The sequence below is a fragment of the Ruegeria lacuscaerulensis genome, from assembly GCF_013034745.1.
Taxonomy (GTDB): Bacteria; Pseudomonadota; Alphaproteobacteria; order Rhodobacterales; family Rhodobacteraceae; genus Ruegeria; species Ruegeria lacuscaerulensis_B.
Genome location: NZ_WQGP01000001.1, coordinates 414537 through 431728, shown reverse-complemented (window position 1 = coordinate 431728; position 17192 = coordinate 414537). Strand labels below are relative to the sequence as shown.

Below are 17192 nucleotides of genomic sequence, written 5' to 3'. Positions count from 1 at the left end.
ACCCGTTTACCCGTTTTTCTTTTCCAGTGCCTTACGAAAACACCACCTTACCGGCGTTTCCGCTCGAAATTGATCCCGGACATGATTGCCTCAAACTTGTCTTTCTCGTCGCGGTTGATTCGCGCGCCATTGTCGGCCACGTCGAATATCGCCCTGTCCTCATTCTGGCTGCGGCTTGTGCGGTTACGCTCTTCGGCGGCCTGGGCCAGCCGGTATGTCAGCGCCTCATCGGCCAGATCAGACAGTTCCTCCTCGGCTTCGGCAATCTCTGCGTCCAACCCCCTGAGAGCTTTGATCTTTGCGAGCTCCTCGGCCAGCGTCATTTCGGCCTTTTCGACATCGCCCGGTTTATACACACAAGGGATCACTGCGACATGGCGAAGGGCCAGCAGGTTTTCAAGGGCTTCGGGCCCCAAAGTTTCAGCAATGTGGTCTTTCAGATTCTCGGGGTCATCAATCGCATGGCGCAGGATGGCGTGGCGCAGAGCGGCGTGGTCGGGGTCACGGCACTCCATCTCTTCCAACTGGATTTCGAACTGCACAACCACCTGCGGGTTCAGCGCTGCAATGGCCAGAATCGCCGCTTCGCGCAGTTGGATTTCCGAACCTTCGGACGAGGCCAGGAAGGACGCGCGTGCTCCTGGTGTCGCCGTCGGCTGAGGCTGCCACTTGCCACGCGGTTGCCATTGGCGGTTCTGCTGTTGGCGCTGCGGGCGGAATAACTGCCAGCGCAGGTCCTTGATTTCCTGCCCGTAATGCGACCGGATCGAGGGGTCGCGGATAAGCTTGATCTTCTCGCGCAGCGCCTTGTCCAGCGCCGCTTTGCGCTCGGGACTGTCGAACACCTTGCCCTCGGTCTCGCGCTGCCACAGCAGCTTGACCATGGGAATTGCACCTTCCAGCACGGCTTGCACGGCCCCCGGCCCTTCGGCGCGCAGCAGGTCGTCGGGGTCCTTGCCCTCGGGCATCAGGGCAAACCGCAGAGATTTCCCTGCCTCAAGCAGCGGCAGGGCCAGATCAACCGCGCGCATCGCGGCGCGCAAGCCCGCCGTGTCGCCATCCAATGCAATGACCGGCTCATCGGATATGCGCCAGAGCAGTTGCAGTTGATGTTCGGTAATCGCGGTGCCCAGCGGAGCAACCGACGCGCCAAACCCGGCCTCGGCCAGCGCGATCACATCCATATAGCCTTCGGCCACGATCAGAGGTCGCCCCTTCCCCGCCGCTTGCCGCGCGGGCCCGTGGTTGTAGAGGCTGCGCCCCTTGTCGAACAATTCGGTCTCAGGCGAGTTCAGGTATTTGGCATTGTCATTGGGGTCCATCGCCCTACCGCCGAAGGCAATACACCGCCCACGCGGGTCACGGATCGGGTACATGATCCGGTTTCGGAAGGTATCATAAGGCTTTTTGCCTTTGTTCGACGGTTTCGCCAGACCCGCCCCCAGGATCAGATCCTCGGCCACATTCTTGCCGGTCAGATGATCCCAAAGGGCCTGCCATCCATCGGGGGCGAAGCCAATCTCCCATCGATCCAGCGCCTGCGCGTCCAACCCCCGGCGGGTCAGGTAATCGCGAGCCGCGCTCCCGGCCCCGGTCTTGATCTGCAGACGGAAGAACTGCACCGCCTGCTCCATCACCTCGGCCAGTTGCGCGCGGCGGTCCTGCATTTCCTGCGCCTTGGGATCGCGCTGCGGCATCGGCATCCCGGCCTCGCGGGCCAGAATCTCGACCGCTTCGATGAACGAGACATTCTCGGTCTCTTTCACGAAACTGATCGCATCCCCTTTGGCGTGGCACCCAAAGCAGTAGTAAAACCCCTTTTGATCATCCACATGGAATGACGCCGTCTTTTCATGGTGAAACGGGCACGGCGCCCACATATCACCCTTGCCTTGATTGGATTTGCGCTGGTCCCACATGACCTTTCGCCCCACGACCTGAGACAGGCTGAGGCGCGTACGCAGTTCATCCAGAAATCCGGGGGGCAATGACATGTGCTAAACCTGCCAGAAATGAAAACGCGCGCCAAGGGGATGGCGCGCGGTTGTCCACAGGGAAATGGCGGGCCTGTGGATTATTGCTGCAAGCACAGCTCCAGCCAGGCGGCACCAAGGTCTTTCTTGCGCACGTCGCGCATCTTTTGCTCATAGACCCAAGGCGTGATCAGCGGGATAGCCGCATTGTAATTTTCTGGCCAAGTGGGCCCTGCATCGGCGACAGCCTGCGGCACGTCGCGTTCCTTCACCCGGTCCAGCCGCGCCTGCTGAATGGCGGCCACGACGTCGGCTTGAAACTTGCAGCTTTGTTCCTTGGTTTCCTGAGCGGCCAGAGGGGTAGCCAGTACAAGGGCCGCAACGGCGATACGCAACATGTAGGTCTCCGGGATTCGTTTCTGTTCCGGCAGTCTATCCCCGGCAAACCCGTCCCGCCATCGCCGTTTTGCACCTCGCGCCTTCGTGTTGCACAGGGGCGACCCAAGGCCGCCCCTGCGCTGACATCACAACCCTTTAGCGCGATAGCTTTTCGAGACCCGGTCGATCGCCACGATATACGCAGCTGTGCGCAGGTCTTCGACATCATCGCGGCTATGCCAAACCTCACGCATGGATTGATACGCAATCCGCATCGTGTCATCGAGGCCCGAGCGCACTAGCTCAAGCTCATCCGCACCTTTCAGGTACTTGGCCTTGAAGTCCGGTGACATCGACCAGGCATCGCCCAGATACCGGTCCAGACGCTCCAGTTCGCTGACGATCAGTTCGTGCCGCGCCTCTTCCTGCCGGCGCTGCATCCGGCCAAAGCGGATATGGCTGAGGTTCTTGACCCACTCGAAATACGAGACCGTCACACCACCTGCGTTGGCATACATATCCGGGATGATCACGGTGCCTTTCTTGCGCAGAATCTCGTCCGCGCCCGCCGTCACAGGGCCGTTGGCCGCCTCGATGATCAGCGGGGCCTTGATGCGATCAGCGTTTTCCAGGTTGATCACGCCTTCCAGCGCCGCCGGGATGAGGATATCGCATTCTTGTTCCAGCACTGCCGAGCCTTCGGCGGAATGGGTCGCGTCCGGGTAACCCTTGACGCCGCCATGTTTGACGATCCACTGCCGAACAGATTCAACGTCGATCCCATCAGGGTTATATAGCGCGCCATCCCACTCTATGATGCCGGTGACAATCGCTCCGTCCTCTTCGCTCAGGAATTTAGCCGCGTGATAGCCCACGTTACCCAATCCCTGAATGATCACCCGCTTGCCGTCCAGCTTCCCTGACAGGCCCGCCTTCTGGATATCTTCCGGGTGGCGGAAGAACTCGCGCAGCGCGTATTGCACACCGCGCCCCGTTGCCTCGACCCGCCCGGCGATACCACCTGCGTTCAGCGGCTTGCCAGTTACACAAGCGCGCGCGTTGATATCGGTGGTGTTCATCCGCGCATATTGGTCGGCCATCCAGGCCATCTCCCGCTCACCTGTACCCATGTCGGGGGCCGGAACGTTCTGAGACGGGTTGATTAGGTCCCGCTTGGCCAATTCATAGGCGAAGCGCCGAGTGATCTGCTCAAGCTCATGCTCTTCATACTTGCGCGGGTCGATGCATAGCCCGCCTTTCGAGCCGCCAAACGGCGTTTCTACCAAGGCACATTTATAAGTCATCAGCGCAGCCAGCGCCTCGACCTCGTCCTGATTTACGGCCAGCGCATAGCGGATACCGCCTTTCACGGGTTCCATATGCTCGGAATGAACCGATCTGTATCCGGTGAAGGTGTGTATGTCGCCACGTAGGCGCACACCGAAACGAACAGTGTAGGTGGCATTGCAGACACGTATCTTTTCTTCAAGTCCGGGGGGCAAATCCATCAGGGACGCCGCCCTGTTGAACATCAAATCAACACTCTCACGAAAACTTGGTTCATTAATGGCCGTCATCTATACCTCCGTGCCAACGAACGACTGGCGTTCTGACGTTTTGTCGCACCCCTTACTTAAACGATCAATATTTAAGCAGAAATAAAAGTCGAAATTTTCTGCACATCTTGTTGAACCCCCGCTGAGTCGCGAGGGATCTTCAGCGCCAACGCGATTGTCGCCAGCGGGAAAACAGAGCGACACGTGTTCGATAAATTATCCTCCATTTGCCCCCAAAAGGGCCTAAAGGGGGGCCGTTTCGCCCAATTCCCGCCACGTTTCACCAGTAATTTCCATGCGTTAACTTTTTCCTAGCAGCTTGGGATGTCTGCTCAACGAGGTCTGCATAATGATTGAACACGCACGTCACGGCGGCAAAACGTTTTTTGGTCGACAAATTCCTTTAGCTCGTCATTTCGCGCAGCGAGAAGACGGTGCATTCACCATTTTCGTGCTGCTGGGTTTCCTTGTCATTTTGGCAACGACCGGTATGGGCGTTGACCTGATGAACTTTGAGCGAGATCGCGCGAACCTTCAGTCCACGTTGGACCGCGCCGTTCTGGCAGCCGCGGATCTTGATCAGCAACTGCCTCCGAAAGCGGTCGTGGTATCTTATCTGGAAAAGGCCGGGCTTGGAGATAAACTGGTCGGAGAACCCGTTGTCGAGGAAGGCTTGGGGTCTCGTCGAGTTTCTGCCAGGGCGCAGACCGTCGTTCCCACTCATTTCATGCGGTTCTCGGGTGTCAAACAACTCACGGCCGTTGCGGCAAGTACTGCCGAGGAATCTATCGGCGCTGTCGAAATCTCGTTGGTTCTGGATATGTCCGGGTCCATGAACGAAGATTCAGCCGAACCAAACAAGACCAAGATTGAGGTTCTCAGGGATGCGGCAAAGGAATTTGTCACGCTGATGCTGCAAAAGCAGGAAGGCAGCGAGATTTCGATGTCAATCATCCCTTATGCCACTCAGGTGAACGCGGGTGCCGACATTTTGGACAAGTTCACCAATGTCTCAAGCGAGCACAGCTTTTCGCATTGCGTTAACTTCACTTCGACTCAGTTCCAGCAAGCAGCCCTTGACCCGGCAACGGCGTTGGAACGCACCGGACATTTCGACGTTTTCACGAACTCGGAAAACCCAATCAGTGCCCCTGTTTGCCCGGTCCGCGCCGGGAGCGAGATTACGCCTGTCACTGACGACATTACCGTATTGCACAACCGAATTGATGCCCTGACAGCGACCGGGAACACCTCGATCGACGTCGGTATGAAATGGGGTACGGCATTGCTGGACCCTGCCTTCCAGGATGTCGTCAGCGATCTGTCGACTGACGGCAACGTCCCGGCAAAATTCAGCAACCGCCCGCTGGGATACGAAGAAGATGTTCTGAAAATTGTGATTGTTATGACCGACGGCCAGAACACCTCGCAATTCCGTTTACGCTCGGACTTGCGCAGTGGCAACTCGAACGTCTGGTACAACCCCAACTACGTTCATTTCAACGGCCAACGAGGTGAATACAGCACCCGCGTTTCCAGCAACCCGCCCACTTATTTCTGGACACGTCAAGGCGTTTTCCGCGATCACCCTTTTGGTGACAACGAACCAGGTCGAGCCACTCGCCTGACATACCCCCAACTGTTTAATCAAGCATCCCTGTTCTGGAACGCGGTCAACAATTACCGCTGGCAGAACAACCACCGCACCAACTGGTACAACAACGCCTTCCGCTCGACAGGGGCGTCCAGCAAGAATACGCGCACAACCAATATCTGCTCCGCGGCCAAGAACAAGGGCACGATTATCTACGGTATCGCTTTTGAAGCCCCCGCGGCGGGTCTGACTACGATCAAGAATTGCGCAAGTTCCGACAGCCATGTCTACGAAGTCGACGAGTTTGATGATCCCGAAGGTATCTCTTTGGAAGAGGCATTCGCCTCGATCGCATCGTCGATCAAAAAGTTGAGGTTGACTCAATGACACATCGAGCATTCAAAAAACTACGGCTTTTTAGAAAGTCTGAAAACGGATCGATCACACTCGAATTCGCACTCCTGTTCCCTGCCTTCATCTTCTTCATCCTGAGCGCGACGGAGTATTCGCTGGTCACGCTCCAGCAGGCGATGTTGGAACGCGCTGTAGACCAAACCGTTAGGGACGTTCGTCTGGGCACTGGCACTGAGCCGACACATGACTCCATCAAGGATTCCATCTGCGGACGGACTTTGGTTATCAAGAACTGCCAAGACAACATGCGTCTTGAGATGATCGTGCAGAGCGCGTTCACCGGGGTTGTCTTGCCGGAAACGGCTGACTGCACTGACAACTCAGAAGAAGCCAGACCTGTGCGCGAGTTTACACCGGGCCTGTCAAACGAGCTGATGATTTTGCGGGCCTGCGCCAAAGTGGACCCTGTATTCCCCACTTCGTTGATGGGCCGCGCTTTGTCTGACGACAGGGGCCAGATCGCTCTTACCGCCACCACAGCATTTGTTCAGGAGCCTTGATAGTCCCATGTCCCTGCTTGCAAAAGTTCGAAACCTATTAAACCGCAAAGCCCGTGACGAACGCGGTGCCCTGTCGGTCGAGGCTGTTCTGGTCTTTCCGATGCTGTTCTGGACGGTCACCGGCACCTACACGTTTTTCGACGGTTTCAGGCAAAGCGCCGCCAACCTTCGGGCCGCCTATACCGTTGGAGATCTGATCTCGAGGGAAACGTCAGAGGTTACGGATACATACGTAGACTCCATGCAGGAATTGATGGAGCGTATGGTCGACAATGGTACGCCACTACGTGTTCGTATTTCGCTGGTCAGGTATGATGAAGGCGATGCACGACATTATGTTGACTGGTCTGCCATTCGCGGCTTCTGCGATCAATTGGACAATGACAACATCACCAGCATTAGCGGCTCTTTGCCGCCGATGCCGGATCAGGACACACTTATCATCGTTGAAACCTCAAATGACTTCGATCCGGCCTTTGGTGGCGCCGCAGTCATCGGGGATTGGGTAAGCGACGATTCAACCTTCGAAAATTTTGTATTCACTCGTCCGCGTTTTACGAACGCTATTGCGCAGAACCTTGGCCCTCAGCCGGTCTGTTCATAAGCAAGATAGAAAGCGCCTCAGACATGAATTTGGTTTCGGCGGCGGATGTCATGCCGCCGATGCCAACCCGACGGCCTAGACGCCACCAAAGTCCCGGTGCCCAGGCGTTCGCCTGACCCTCCTTCGTGCGAACCAAAAAGCCGTTTGAGGGCTTGAACGCAAAGACCCCGCGATCCACGGCCTCGATACTGTCGACATAAGCGATAACGCGCCCTGACCCTGTACGCATCTCGGTTTTGGTCAACTCGATCCAGTCGGCAGTTGCAGTCCACATACGGTGCGCCAGCCAGAATGCCGCGATCCCAACCAAGACCAGAAACACCTGCCAGGCCGGCTCTGGCGGGGTTGCCGCTGCCACATAGAGAACCAGCGCCCCAACCACAGCCAACATGCCAACGCCAAGCCAACGTCTTGGTGTTGAAGCCCTTACAGTGGCCAGTACCTCTTGCTGCATCGTCATATCCCCGCGTTCGTTTGACCGGATGTAGCCGCTTTCGCTGACGAAGGACAGAGGGCGGTGCATTGCATTTTTGCGCACAGGTCCCGTGCCTGACTGCAAATTGACGAACCTTACCCGCGCGATACATGGTTCGCATAAGATACAGGAGGCCCATATGTCGCTTAGACCCACGCTGGAGACCAGAAAAGCCATGCCAACGATGGAAGGCGCGGGCGTCAAATTGCACCGCGCATTCGGGTTTCAGGACCCGTCCGAATTAGACCCCTTCCTGCTCTTCGATGATTTCCGAAATGAACGTCCGCAGGACTACATGGCCGGTTTTCCATGGCACCCCCACCGCGGGATAGAGACGATCACTTATGTGCTGTCCGGCACGGTCGAGCATTCGGATTCTCTGGGCAACACCGGCACCTTGGGCGCGGGCGACGTACAATGGATGACCGCCGGGTCCGGCATTCTGCATCAGGAAATGCCCAAGGGAAACAGCTCTGGGCAGATGCACGGGTTTCAACTTTGGGGCAACCTGCCTTCAGCCCAGAAAATGACTTCACCGCGGTACCAGGATGTGGAAAGCAAAGAGATCCCCGAAATCACGGATGATGACGGCACCAAGGTTCGCGTCATTGTTGGTGAGTTCTGGGGCAAAACCGGCCCGGTAGACGGCATCGCCGCTGACCCGCAATATCTCGATATCCAGATCCCGGCGGGCGTGAAAAAGACCTTTCGCGTCGACACCTATCGCCGCGCCTTTGCCTATGTGTTTCAGGGACAGGCGGCCTTCGCCGATGCCTCGCAACCCACTGGCGTCTTGCTGGAAAAAGAGGTCTCAGGGCAAGAGGTCAATATCCGCGACATGTCCGGCGATCGCACATTGGTGCGGTTTGGAACCGGGGATGAGGTCACGGTTCAGGCCGGGCCGGATGGGGTCCGTTTCCTGCTGATCTCAGGTGCTCCGATCGACGAGCCGGTGGCGTGGCACGGACCCATCGTCATGAACACGCGCGCTGAACTGGAGCAGGCCTTTCGAGAGCTGCAAAACGGCACCTTCATTCGCCCCGCGCACTGACCGAGCGTCGCACCATATCCCAATAAATCCGCTCGACCTCGTCCAGCGACAAACGCCCGCCCGCGCGATACCAGGTCATCACGCCATTCAGCATTGCAATCACGGCCAACGTGGCGATCTTGGTATCCGCGATGTCAAACTGCCCTGCCCGCTGACCGTCTTGCAGAATTGTCTCCAGCGAATCCTCATAGCTGCGGCGCAGAGCCTCAATCTCGGCAAAATTCTCGGGGGTCAGATTGCGCAGTTCCATATAGGCGATGAAGACCTCATCGGGGCGTTGCAGGTGAAACCGGATATGGAAGCCGACAAAGCGGCGCAGGGCCTCAATGGCATCACCTGCGGGATCCAGCTCGCCATAGGCTGTCAGAAGGTCCTGCATGTGGTCGGACATCAGCCTGTATAGAAGGCTCTGCTTGTCGGGTGTGTAGTTATACAGCGCACCGGCCTGCACACCGACTTCGGCCGCGATCTGGCGCATCGACACCGCTGCATAGCCGTGGCGAGCAAACAAAGCCAGCGCCGCCTTGCGAATGCGGGGGCCAGTGATATCGGAATGTGAACCTTGCGTGCGTGCCATAACTCAACAATATCTGAACAGATGTTCAGATAGAACCCCGCTTGAACCGCCGGCGCAAAAGAGGCATCACTGGAGCAGTACTGTTCGAAAGGGTTCTGAATGAAACCCCTGCCATTTCTGATCGCTGTGCTGGCTTGCGCAGCCTGTGCAAACTTCCCGGAATTGGAGGGAGAGGAACCCACCAACGTGAAAAAGGCACGCTATCCCAAGCTGATCGCGTTGCAGCAGAATCTGGGCCCGCCAGTCGACCCCGTCAGCGAAGCCGCCGAGGTCGAAGAAGAGCTGAACGCCCGCCGCGAAGCGCTGGAAAACAAGGCGGATCAACTGCAGAACGCAGAAATCAACTGAACGTCGTCAAAATCCCTTGTTGGCCCGGTTCGGGACGCATTGCACCCTTGCGCCGAACCCGCTAAGGCAGCGGAGAACGGGCAAGGCCCGAAAGGCGATGAATTCGAGCGAAAGGAACCCACGGGATGACACAGGCGCTGCGGCTTGGAATTGCGGGCTTGGGAACGGTCGGCGTGGGTGTCGTCAAGATCGTGCGCCAACATGCGGATTTGCTGCAAGCGCGTACTGGCCGCCCCATTGAAATCACCGCCGTATCGGCGCGCGACGCGTCCAAGGATCGCGGCGTGAACCTGTCGGGCTATGCGTGGGAAACCGACCCGGTTGCCCTGGCGCAGCGGGACGATATCGACGTCTATGTTGAACTGATGGGCGGTGAAAACGGCCCCGCCAAAGCCTCGGTCGAGGCGGCGCTGGCCAGTGGCAAAGACGTCGTAACCGCAAACAAAGCGCTGCTGGCGATCCACGGGCAAGAGCTGGCCGAAAAGGCCGAAGCCGCCGGGCGCGTGATCCGGTTCGAGGCCGCCGTTGCAGGCGGTATTCCCGTGATCAAATCCCTGACCGAAGGTCTTGCAGGCAATGAAATCACCCGCGTCATGGGCGTGATGAACGGCACCTGCAACTATATTCTGACCCGGATGCAATCGCAGGAGCTGGGCTATAACGCCCTGTTCGAAGAATGCGCCCAGCTGGGGTACCTCGAAGCTGATCCAAATCTGGATGTCGGCGGCATCGATGCAGCGCATAAACTGGCGCTGCTGTCGTCGATTGCCTTCGGCACCAAACCCAACTTCGACGGGATCGAGATTGAGGGCATTCAGCAGATCAGCCTCGATGACATCCACCAGGCCGACGATATGGGCTATCGCATCAAGCTGCTCGGCGTCGCACAGAAAACCGCGCGAGGGCTGGTCCAACGGATGCAGCCCTGCCTTGTACCCAGCGGCTCGGCGCTGGGACAACTGGAAGGCGGCACCAACATGGTAGTGATCGAGGGCGATGCGGTCGAACAAGTCGTTCTGCGCGGCCCCGGCGCGGGCGAAGGCCCCACGGCAAGCGCCGTGATGGGCGATGTCTGTGATCTGGCGCGCGGGTTGCAAATCCCGACCTTTGGCCGGCCCGCGACCTCGTTGCAGGATGCGGCACCGGCGATCACCGGCCTGCCCGCCCCCTATTACCTGCGTCTTGCGCTGTTCGACAAACCCGGCGCGCTGGCGAAAGTGGCTGCCATTCTGGGCGATGCCGGTGTGTCGATCGACCGGATGCGCCAATATGGCCACTCGGACAGCACCGCGCCGGTCCTGATCGTAACGCATAAAACAACACGGGCCACGCTGGATGTGGCGCTGGACGGGTTCCGCGACACCGATGTGGTATCGGGCGAACCGGTCGCGCTGCGCATTGAAGAGGTTTGACCCTTGCGGCCTGCCTAGGCCGCAGGCTATGCCCAAGAAAACGCCTATACTGACCTGAGGATAGTGAAAATGAGTGCTGCCAAGATTGATTTCAACGACCGACTGCTGTCGCTGGGCCTGGCGCGGGTTGCGGAACAGGCTGCTCTGGCCTCTGCCTCGCTGGTGGGACGTGGTGACGAGAAGGCAGCCGATCAGGCAGCGGTCAACGCGATGCGCGAACAGTTGAACCTGCTAGATATCGCAGGCGTCGTGGTCATCGGCGAAGGCGAGCGGGACGAAGCGCCGATGCTTTATATCGGTGAAGAGGTCGGTACCGGTAATGGCCCCGGCGTGGACATCGCGCTGGACCCGCTGGAAGGCACCACCCTGACCGCCAAGGACATGCCCAACGCCCTGACCGTGATCGCCATGGGCCCGCGCGGCTCGATGCTGCATGCGCCCGACGTTTACATGGACAAGCTGGCCGTGGGTCCGGGCTATCCCGAAGGCGTCGTGAATCTGGACATGAGCCCGCGCGAACGGGTCGAGGCTCTGGCCAAAGCCAAGGGCTGCGCGCCCGCTGACATTACAGTTTGCATTCTGGAACGCCCCCGGCACGAGGCGATGATCGCCGAAGTACGCGAGACCGGAGCCTCGATCCGTCTGATCACCGATGGGGACGTGGCCGGTGTGATGCATTGCGCCGAAAGTGAAGAGACCGGCATCGACATGTATATGGGCCAAGGCGGCGCGCCCGAGGGTGTGCTGGCTGCAGCGGCCTTGAAATGCATGGGTGGTCAGATCTTTGGCCGCCTGCTGTTTCGCAACGATGACGAACGCGGCCGCGCGGCCAAGGCGGGCATCACCGATCTGGACCGTATCTACGCACGTGATGAGATGGTGACAGCCGACGTGATTTTCGCCGCAACCGGCGTGACCGGCGGGTCGCTGTTGCCGCGCATTAAGCGCGAGCCGGGTTGGCTGGAAACCACCACCCTGCTGATGCGCTCCAAGACCGGATCGGTTCGGCGCATGTCCTACCGCACCCCGCTGTGGTCACACGACAACTAGCGGCTTGCACCGCTGCCTCCGACGGTCGTATTTTGAACGAAAAGAAAGGCCGGGTCCGAAAGGTATCCGGCCTTGGCATATAAGGGGCGGGTCATGAGCTATCTTGGGGTTGAACAGTCTTTGTCCGGGCGGCGTTGGGTCGGCCCCTCGGCTGATGTAGAACGCGCGACCGAGATGCTGGTGCAACAGGCTGGGTTGCCGCGTGCTGTTTGCCAGGTGCTGGCAGTCCGTGGCGTTCCTGCGATGGAGGTTCCCGGTTTCCTGGAGCCCAAGCTTAAGGAACTGCTGCCCGATCCGCGTGACATGAAGGATATGGAGGTCGCAGCCACCCGGTTTCTGACGGCGGTGCGAGCCAAGCAGCGGATTGCTGTTTTTGCGGACTATGATGTGGACGGCGGCAGTTCTGCGGCGTTGCTTTTGGTCTGGCTGCGGCAGATGGGGTTGCAGGCGACGCTGTACGTGCCCGACCGGATTGATGAGGGCTATGGCCCCAATGTGCCCGCAATGGAGGAGCTGGCCGCCCGTCACGACCTGATCATCTGCGTCGATTGCGGCACGCTGAGCCATGAACCGATCGCGGCAGCCAAGGGCGCGGATGTAATCGTGCTGGATCACCATTTGGGCGGCGAGACCCTGCCCGAATGCGTGGCCGTGGTGAACCCGAACCGGCAGGATGAAAGCGGCGATCTGGGCTATCTGTGTGCGGCTAGCGTGGTGTTCTTAATGCTGGTCGAGGCCGGGCGGCAACTGCGTGAGGCCGGGGTTAAGGGACCGGACTTGATCTCGCTGCTGGATTTGGTGGCGCTGGCGACCGTGGCAGATGTCGCTCCTCTGATCGGGGCGAACCGCGCGCTGGTGCGTCAGGGGCTAAAGGTGATGGCACAGCGGCAGCGGCCCGGTCTGGTGGCCTTGTCGGACGTGGCGCGGATGGATTCGGCCCCCAACAGCTATCACCTTGGGTTCATGCTGGGACCGCGCGTGAACGCGGGCGGACGCATTGGCCAGGCCGATCTGGGAGCGCGGTTGCTCAGCACCGATTCGATGCACGAGGCCGAGGCCCTGTCGCAGCGCTTGGACGAACTGAATACCGAGCGCCGCGATATCGAAAACACCGTACGCGCAGCCGCCATGGAACAAGCCGAGGAGCGCGGGCTGGACGCGCCTTTGGTCTGGGCCGCCGGTGAGGGCTGGCATCCCGGCGTCGTGGGCATCGTTGCCTCGCGCCTGAAGGAGGCTGCGAACCGCCCCGCCATCGTCATCGGTTTTGATGGAGATGAGGGTAAAGGCTCGGGTCGCTCGGTTTCGGGCGTCGATCTGGGGGCTTCGATCCAGCGTCTGGCTGCCGAAGGGCTGCTGCTCAAAGGTGGCGGGCACAAGATGGCTGCAGGGCTAACCGTGATGCGCGATCAGCTGGAACCGGCGATGGCGCGGTTGTCGGAACTATTGGCCAAACAGGGCGCGGGCGAAGGCGGCCCGGCGGACCTGAAACTGGACGGCACATTGATGCCGGGTGCCGCCACAGTGGACCTGATCGAACAGATCGAAAAAGCTGGCCCATTTGGCGCCAGCGCCCCTGCCCCACGCTATGCTCTGCCCGATCTGCAAGTGCGCTTTGCCAAACGCGTAGGCGAGTCACATCTGAAACTGTCCCTGTCCGATGGTGTGGGCAGCGGTCTGGACGCCATCGCGTTCGGTGCGTTCGACGGGCCAATCGGGGAAAAACTGTCCAACCACGGTGGCGCTCGGTTCCATTTTGCTGGGCGGCTCGAGGTCAATACGTGGGGCGGACGGCAATCCGTGCAGCTTCGGTTGGAGGACGCAGCTGAGGCAAATTAGGCCCGCGACCGACCCCGCCAAAAAACTTGTCCCTCCCTGCATTTTTCGGCTTGCGGGGGGTGTAGGTAAACCGTAAAAGGCCCTCCACAAGCAAGCGTGGCCCGTTCGTCTATCGGTTAGGACGCCAGGTTTTCAACCTGGAAAGAGGGGTTCGATTCCCCTACGGGCTGCCACTTGTGCTTGTTCGGCTTAAATGGCCCGTTCGTCTATCGGTTAGGACGCCAGGTTTTCAACCTGGAAAGAGGGGTTCGATTCCCCTACGGGCTGCCATTTTCCCCCTCTTTTTCGCCGTGCAGTCCGCCGGTTTCGCTTTGGATGTCTGGGAATCGATTTCAACAACAAACCCGAACTCACAGTTGCGGCAAACCACCTCTCAGCCTTTTGTCTGTCTTGTGACTGCGCTCGCAATAACTTGAAAAGTGTTTTTTTTCAGCGCATTATACGACGTCAATTTCATTTACTAAAAATTTAGTTTGACACATATGCAAAAAATCGCCGATGCTCCTCGCCATCCGGTTCGCGCCGGAAACCATAATCTTTGGGAGGAGACAGATGCGGAGACATCTACTTTCCGCCGTGGCGGCAGCAGCCGTCATTGCGGGGCACGGTACCGCTTGGGCCGACGAAGCCGCAGCAACACGTTGGATCGACGACGAATTCCAGCCATCGACCCTGTCGAAAGACGAACAGATGGGTGAGATGAAGTGGTTCATCGAAGCTGCACAACCCTATGCGGGCATGGAGATCAACGTCCTGTCCGAGGGCATCCCGACCCATTCCTATGAATCCGAGGTGCTGACCAAGGCATTCGAGGAGATCACCGGCATCAAGGTAAACCACCAGATCCTCGGTGAGGGCGAAGTGGTTCAGGCCGTGCAGACCCAGATGCAGACCGGCCGGAACCTGTATGACGGTTACGTCAATGACAGCGACCTGATCGGCACGCACTCGCGCCTGCAACTGGCCTATAACCTGACCGAACAGATGGCAGGTGACTGGGCGGCGACCACATCGCCGACATTGGATCTGGATGACTTCATGGGTATTCAGTTCACCACTGGCCCGGACGGTAACCTGTACCAGCTGCCCGACCAGCAGTTCGCGAACCTCTACTGGTTCCGCAAGGACTGGTTCGATGATGAGGCCAACAAGTCCGCGTTCAAAGAGAAGTATGGCTATGACCTGGGCGTTCCGGTCAACTGGTCAGCCTACGAAGACATCGCCGAGTTCTTCACCAACGACGTGAAAGAAGTCGATGGTGTGGCGATCTATGGCCACATGGATTACGGCAAACGTGCGCCTGACCTTGGGTGGCGTATGACTGACGCGTGGCTCTCGATGGCCGGCGCAGGCGACGTAGGTGAGCCGAACGGCGTTCCCGTCGACGAATGGGGCATCCGCATGGAAGCGGGCACCTGTAACCCAGTTGGTGCGTCCGTTTCGCGTGGTGGTGCTGCAAACGGCCCGGCTGCGGTTTACGCGATCCGCAAGTGGGATGAATGGCTGCGGAACTATGCGCCTCCGGGTGCGGCGTCCTATGACTTCTACCAGTCGCTGCCGGCGCTCAGCCAAGGCAACGTGGCCCAGCAGATCTTCTGGTACACCGCCTTTACCGCCGATATGGTCAAGCCGAAGTCCGAAGGCAACAACACCGTGGATGACGAAGGCACGCCGCTGTGGCGGATGGCGCCCAGCCCGCACGGCCCCTACTGGGAAGATGGCCAGAAGGTCGGCTATCAGGACGTGGGCTCCTGGACGTTCCTCAAATCGACCCCCTCGGATCGTGCCCAGGCCGCGTGGCTGTACGCTCAGTTCGTGACGTCCAAGACTGTTGATGTGAAGAAGTCCCACGTGGGTCTGACCTTCATTCGCGACAGCTCGGTCAACCACGAGTCGTTCACTGAACGCGCACCCAAGCTGGGTGGTCTGGTCGAGTTCTACCGCTCGCCTGACCGTGTGGCATGGTCGCCGACCGGCATCAACGTTCCGGATTATCCGAAGCTGGCCCAGATCTGGTGGCAGCAGATCGGTGACGTGAACTCGGGCGCCTTCACCCCGCAAGAGGCGATGGACCGTCTGGCCGAGGAAATGGACATCACCATGGCCCGTATGCAGGCCGCGGATGAGGCAGCCAACGTCTATGGCGGCTGTGGTCCGCGCCTGAACGAGCCGCAGGACCCTGCCTTCTGGCTGGAGAAAGCCGGTTCGCCCAAGGCCAAGTTGGAAAACGAAAAGCCGCAGGGCCAGACCGTCAACTATGACGAACTGGTTGCGCGCTGGCAGGCCAACTAAGCCAATGCAACCGGGGGTGCCGTGCGCGGCATCCCCACCCCACGACCAGTGCGCCGCACTGAAGGACCGGAACCCACGGACATGATCGAACTTCAAGACGCCACAAAGCGGGTTGGCAATGTTATCCATATCAAGCCAACCAACCTGACGCTGCAGACCGGCAATTTCAATGTGCTGCTGGGCGCGACGGGATCAGGTAAGACCTCTCTGATCAAGATGATGGCCGGGCTGGATCCGATGGCCTCGGGCAAAGTGCTGATGGATGGGCAGGACGTGACCCGGCTGAACACGCAAAAGCGGCAGATTAGCCTGGTGCACCAGTTTTTTGTGAACTACCCGCATATGACTGTTTTCGACAATATCGCATCACCCCTGCGCGTGGCGGGCATGGCGCAATCAGAGATCGAAGGCCGCGTGGAAGAGGCCGCTGACTTGCTGCAATTGCGCCCCATGCTGCACCGCCGCCCGCATGAGCTGTCGGGTGGTCAGCAACAGCGTACAGCTCTCGCCCGCGCGATTGCCAAGGAAAGCCGCGCGGTATTTCTGGACGAGCCGCTGGCCAACCTCGACTACAAACTGCGCGAAGAATTGCGCGAACAACTGCCCGACCTGTTCGCAGGGCGCGGCGCCGTGGTGGTCTATGCCACCTCGGAACCCGAAGAGGCGCTGCTGCTGGGTGGCTACACCGCATTGATGGAGGATGGTCGCGTCACGCAGTTCGGCCCGACAGCAGATATCTATCGCAATCCCGAAAACATCGCCGCCGCGCGTGTGTTCTCGGACCCACCGATCAACGTGGCCCACATCACCGTGTCCGGCGCTCAAGCGCAACTGGCAGGTGGCGGAGGCTGGGCCGTCTCGGGTATGGCCGATGGAGACTACATGGTCGCCGTGCGCCCGCACCGGGTGACGCCGTTCCGCACATCGGATGCGGATGTTGAACTGACCGGCCGGGTCATTGTGACCGAGCTGTCGGGATCAGATTCCAGCGCGCATTTCCGCCATGGATCGGATGATTGGGTTTCCCTGGCGGCTGGCGTGCATCCCTACCAAGTCGGCGAGGATCACAGTTTCTACTTGAACCCGGCGCATTGCCGGTATTTCGGCCAAGACGGCAAAAGGGTGGCCTGAC

The 17192-nt window shown here is 59.3% G+C and carries 15 protein-coding genes and 2 tRNA genes; 12 read left to right on the top strand and 5 right to left on the bottom strand.

Going from position 1 to position 17192, the window contains the following annotated elements; translation table 11 throughout:
- Nucleotides 1-47: 47 nt before the first annotated feature.
- From dnaG to GOV79_RS02110, 3 genes are all read right to left on the bottom strand, one after another.
- Nucleotides 48-1994 (bottom strand): DNA primase, encoded by a 1947-nt coding sequence (dnaG, locus tag GOV79_RS02120; RefSeq protein ID WP_170788420.1) that lies wholly within the window; start codon nucleotides 1992-1994, stop codon nucleotides 48-50.
- 80 nt (nucleotides 1995-2074) lie between these two features.
- The gene (locus GOV79_RS02115; RefSeq protein ID WP_170769339.1) at nucleotides 2075-2371 is read right to left on the bottom strand and encodes a hypothetical protein; all 297 of its coding nucleotides are present in this window, start codon (nucleotides 2369-2371) and stop codon (nucleotides 2075-2077) included.
- Between the two features lie 126 nt (nucleotides 2372-2497).
- Nucleotides 2498-3928, bottom strand: a complete 1431-nt coding sequence (locus GOV79_RS02110) for a Glu/Leu/Phe/Val family dehydrogenase (RefSeq protein ID WP_170788419.1) — start codon at nucleotides 3926-3928, stop codon at nucleotides 2498-2500.
- Nucleotides 3929-4256: 328 nt separating this feature from the next.
- Here GOV79_RS02110 and GOV79_RS02105 point away from each other — a divergent pair, with 328 nt between their 5' ends.
- Genes GOV79_RS02105 through GOV79_RS02095 form a run of 3 tightly spaced genes read left to right on the top strand, consistent with a single transcriptional unit; the run spans nucleotide 4257 to nucleotide 7019 of the window.
- Nucleotides 4257-5888, top strand: coding sequence for a TadE/TadG family type IV pilus assembly protein (locus tag GOV79_RS02105; RefSeq protein WP_170788418.1), 1632 nt, complete (start codon nucleotides 4257-4259; stop codon nucleotides 5886-5888).
- Nucleotides 5885-6415, top strand: coding sequence for a TadE/TadG family type IV pilus assembly protein (locus GOV79_RS02100; RefSeq protein ID WP_170788417.1), 531 nt, complete (start codon nucleotides 5885-5887; stop codon nucleotides 6413-6415). The genes GOV79_RS02105 and GOV79_RS02100 overlap by 4 nt, the downstream gene beginning before the upstream one ends.
- Nucleotides 6416-6422: 7 nt before the next feature.
- Entirely contained in the window at nucleotides 6423-7019 is a 597-nt protein-coding gene (locus GOV79_RS02095) for a TadE/TadG family type IV pilus assembly protein (protein WP_170788416.1), read from the top strand.
- Here the strand turns inward: GOV79_RS02095 and GOV79_RS02090 are convergent.
- Nucleotides 6979-7542 (bottom strand): hypothetical protein, encoded by a 564-nt coding sequence (locus GOV79_RS02090; RefSeq protein WP_331252068.1) that lies wholly within the window; start codon nucleotides 7540-7542, stop codon nucleotides 6979-6981. The genes GOV79_RS02095 and GOV79_RS02090 overlap by 41 nt on opposite strands.
- Before the next feature lie 91 nt (nucleotides 7543-7633).
- Here GOV79_RS02090 and GOV79_RS02085 point away from each other — a divergent pair, with 91 nt between their 5' ends.
- Nucleotides 7634-8545 (top strand): pirin family protein, encoded by a 912-nt coding sequence (locus GOV79_RS02085; RefSeq protein WP_170788415.1) that lies wholly within the window; start codon nucleotides 7634-7636, stop codon nucleotides 8543-8545.
- Here GOV79_RS02085 and GOV79_RS02080 read toward each other — a convergent pair.
- Complete coding sequence (locus GOV79_RS02080) at nucleotides 8526-9122, bottom strand: TetR/AcrR family transcriptional regulator (RefSeq protein WP_170788414.1); 597 nt, start codon at nucleotides 9120-9122, stop codon at nucleotides 8526-8528. The genes GOV79_RS02085 and GOV79_RS02080 overlap by 20 nt on opposite strands.
- 99 nt (nucleotides 9123-9221) lie before the next feature.
- Here GOV79_RS02080 and GOV79_RS02075 point away from each other — a divergent pair, with 99 nt between their 5' ends.
- The 8 genes from GOV79_RS02075 (at nucleotide 9222) to GOV79_RS02040 (ending at nucleotide 17191) form a co-directional block, all read left to right on the top strand.
- The gene (locus tag GOV79_RS02075; RefSeq protein WP_170769332.1) at nucleotides 9222-9470 is read left to right on the top strand and encodes a hypothetical protein; all 249 of its coding nucleotides are present in this window, start codon (nucleotides 9222-9224) and stop codon (nucleotides 9468-9470) included.
- A 125-nt stretch (nucleotides 9471-9595) separates the two neighbouring features.
- Nucleotides 9596-10882: a homoserine dehydrogenase gene (locus GOV79_RS02070; RefSeq protein ID WP_170784300.1), complete on the top strand. Its 1287-nt coding sequence runs from the start codon at nucleotides 9596-9598 to the stop codon at nucleotides 10880-10882.
- A gap of 69 nt (nucleotides 10883-10951) precedes the next feature.
- Nucleotides 10952-11932, top strand: coding sequence for a class II fructose-bisphosphatase (glpX, locus tag GOV79_RS02065; protein WP_170769330.1), 981 nt, complete (start codon nucleotides 10952-10954; stop codon nucleotides 11930-11932).
- A 93-nt stretch (nucleotides 11933-12025) separates the two neighbouring features.
- Nucleotides 12026-13768 (top strand): single-stranded-DNA-specific exonuclease RecJ, encoded by a 1743-nt coding sequence (gene recJ / locus GOV79_RS02060; RefSeq protein ID WP_170788413.1) that lies wholly within the window; start codon nucleotides 12026-12028, stop codon nucleotides 13766-13768.
- 98 nt (nucleotides 13769-13866) lie between these two features.
- A tRNA-Glu gene (locus GOV79_RS02055) sits at nucleotides 13867-13941 on the top strand.
- A gap of 22 nt (nucleotides 13942-13963) precedes the next feature.
- Nucleotides 13964-14038, top strand: a tRNA-Glu gene (locus GOV79_RS02050).
- A gap of 282 nt (nucleotides 14039-14320) precedes the next feature.
- Nucleotides 14321-16060 carry an ABC transporter substrate-binding protein gene (locus GOV79_RS02045; RefSeq protein WP_170788412.1) on the top strand — a complete coding sequence of 580 codons (1740 nt, stop codon included), beginning with the start codon at nucleotides 14321-14323 and terminating at the stop codon, nucleotides 16058-16060.
- An 81-nt stretch (nucleotides 16061-16141) separates the two neighbouring features.
- Complete coding sequence (locus GOV79_RS02040; RefSeq protein WP_170788411.1) at nucleotides 16142-17191, top strand: ABC transporter ATP-binding protein; 1050 nt, start codon at nucleotides 16142-16144, stop codon at nucleotides 17189-17191.
- Nucleotide 17192: the final 1 nt, after the last annotated feature.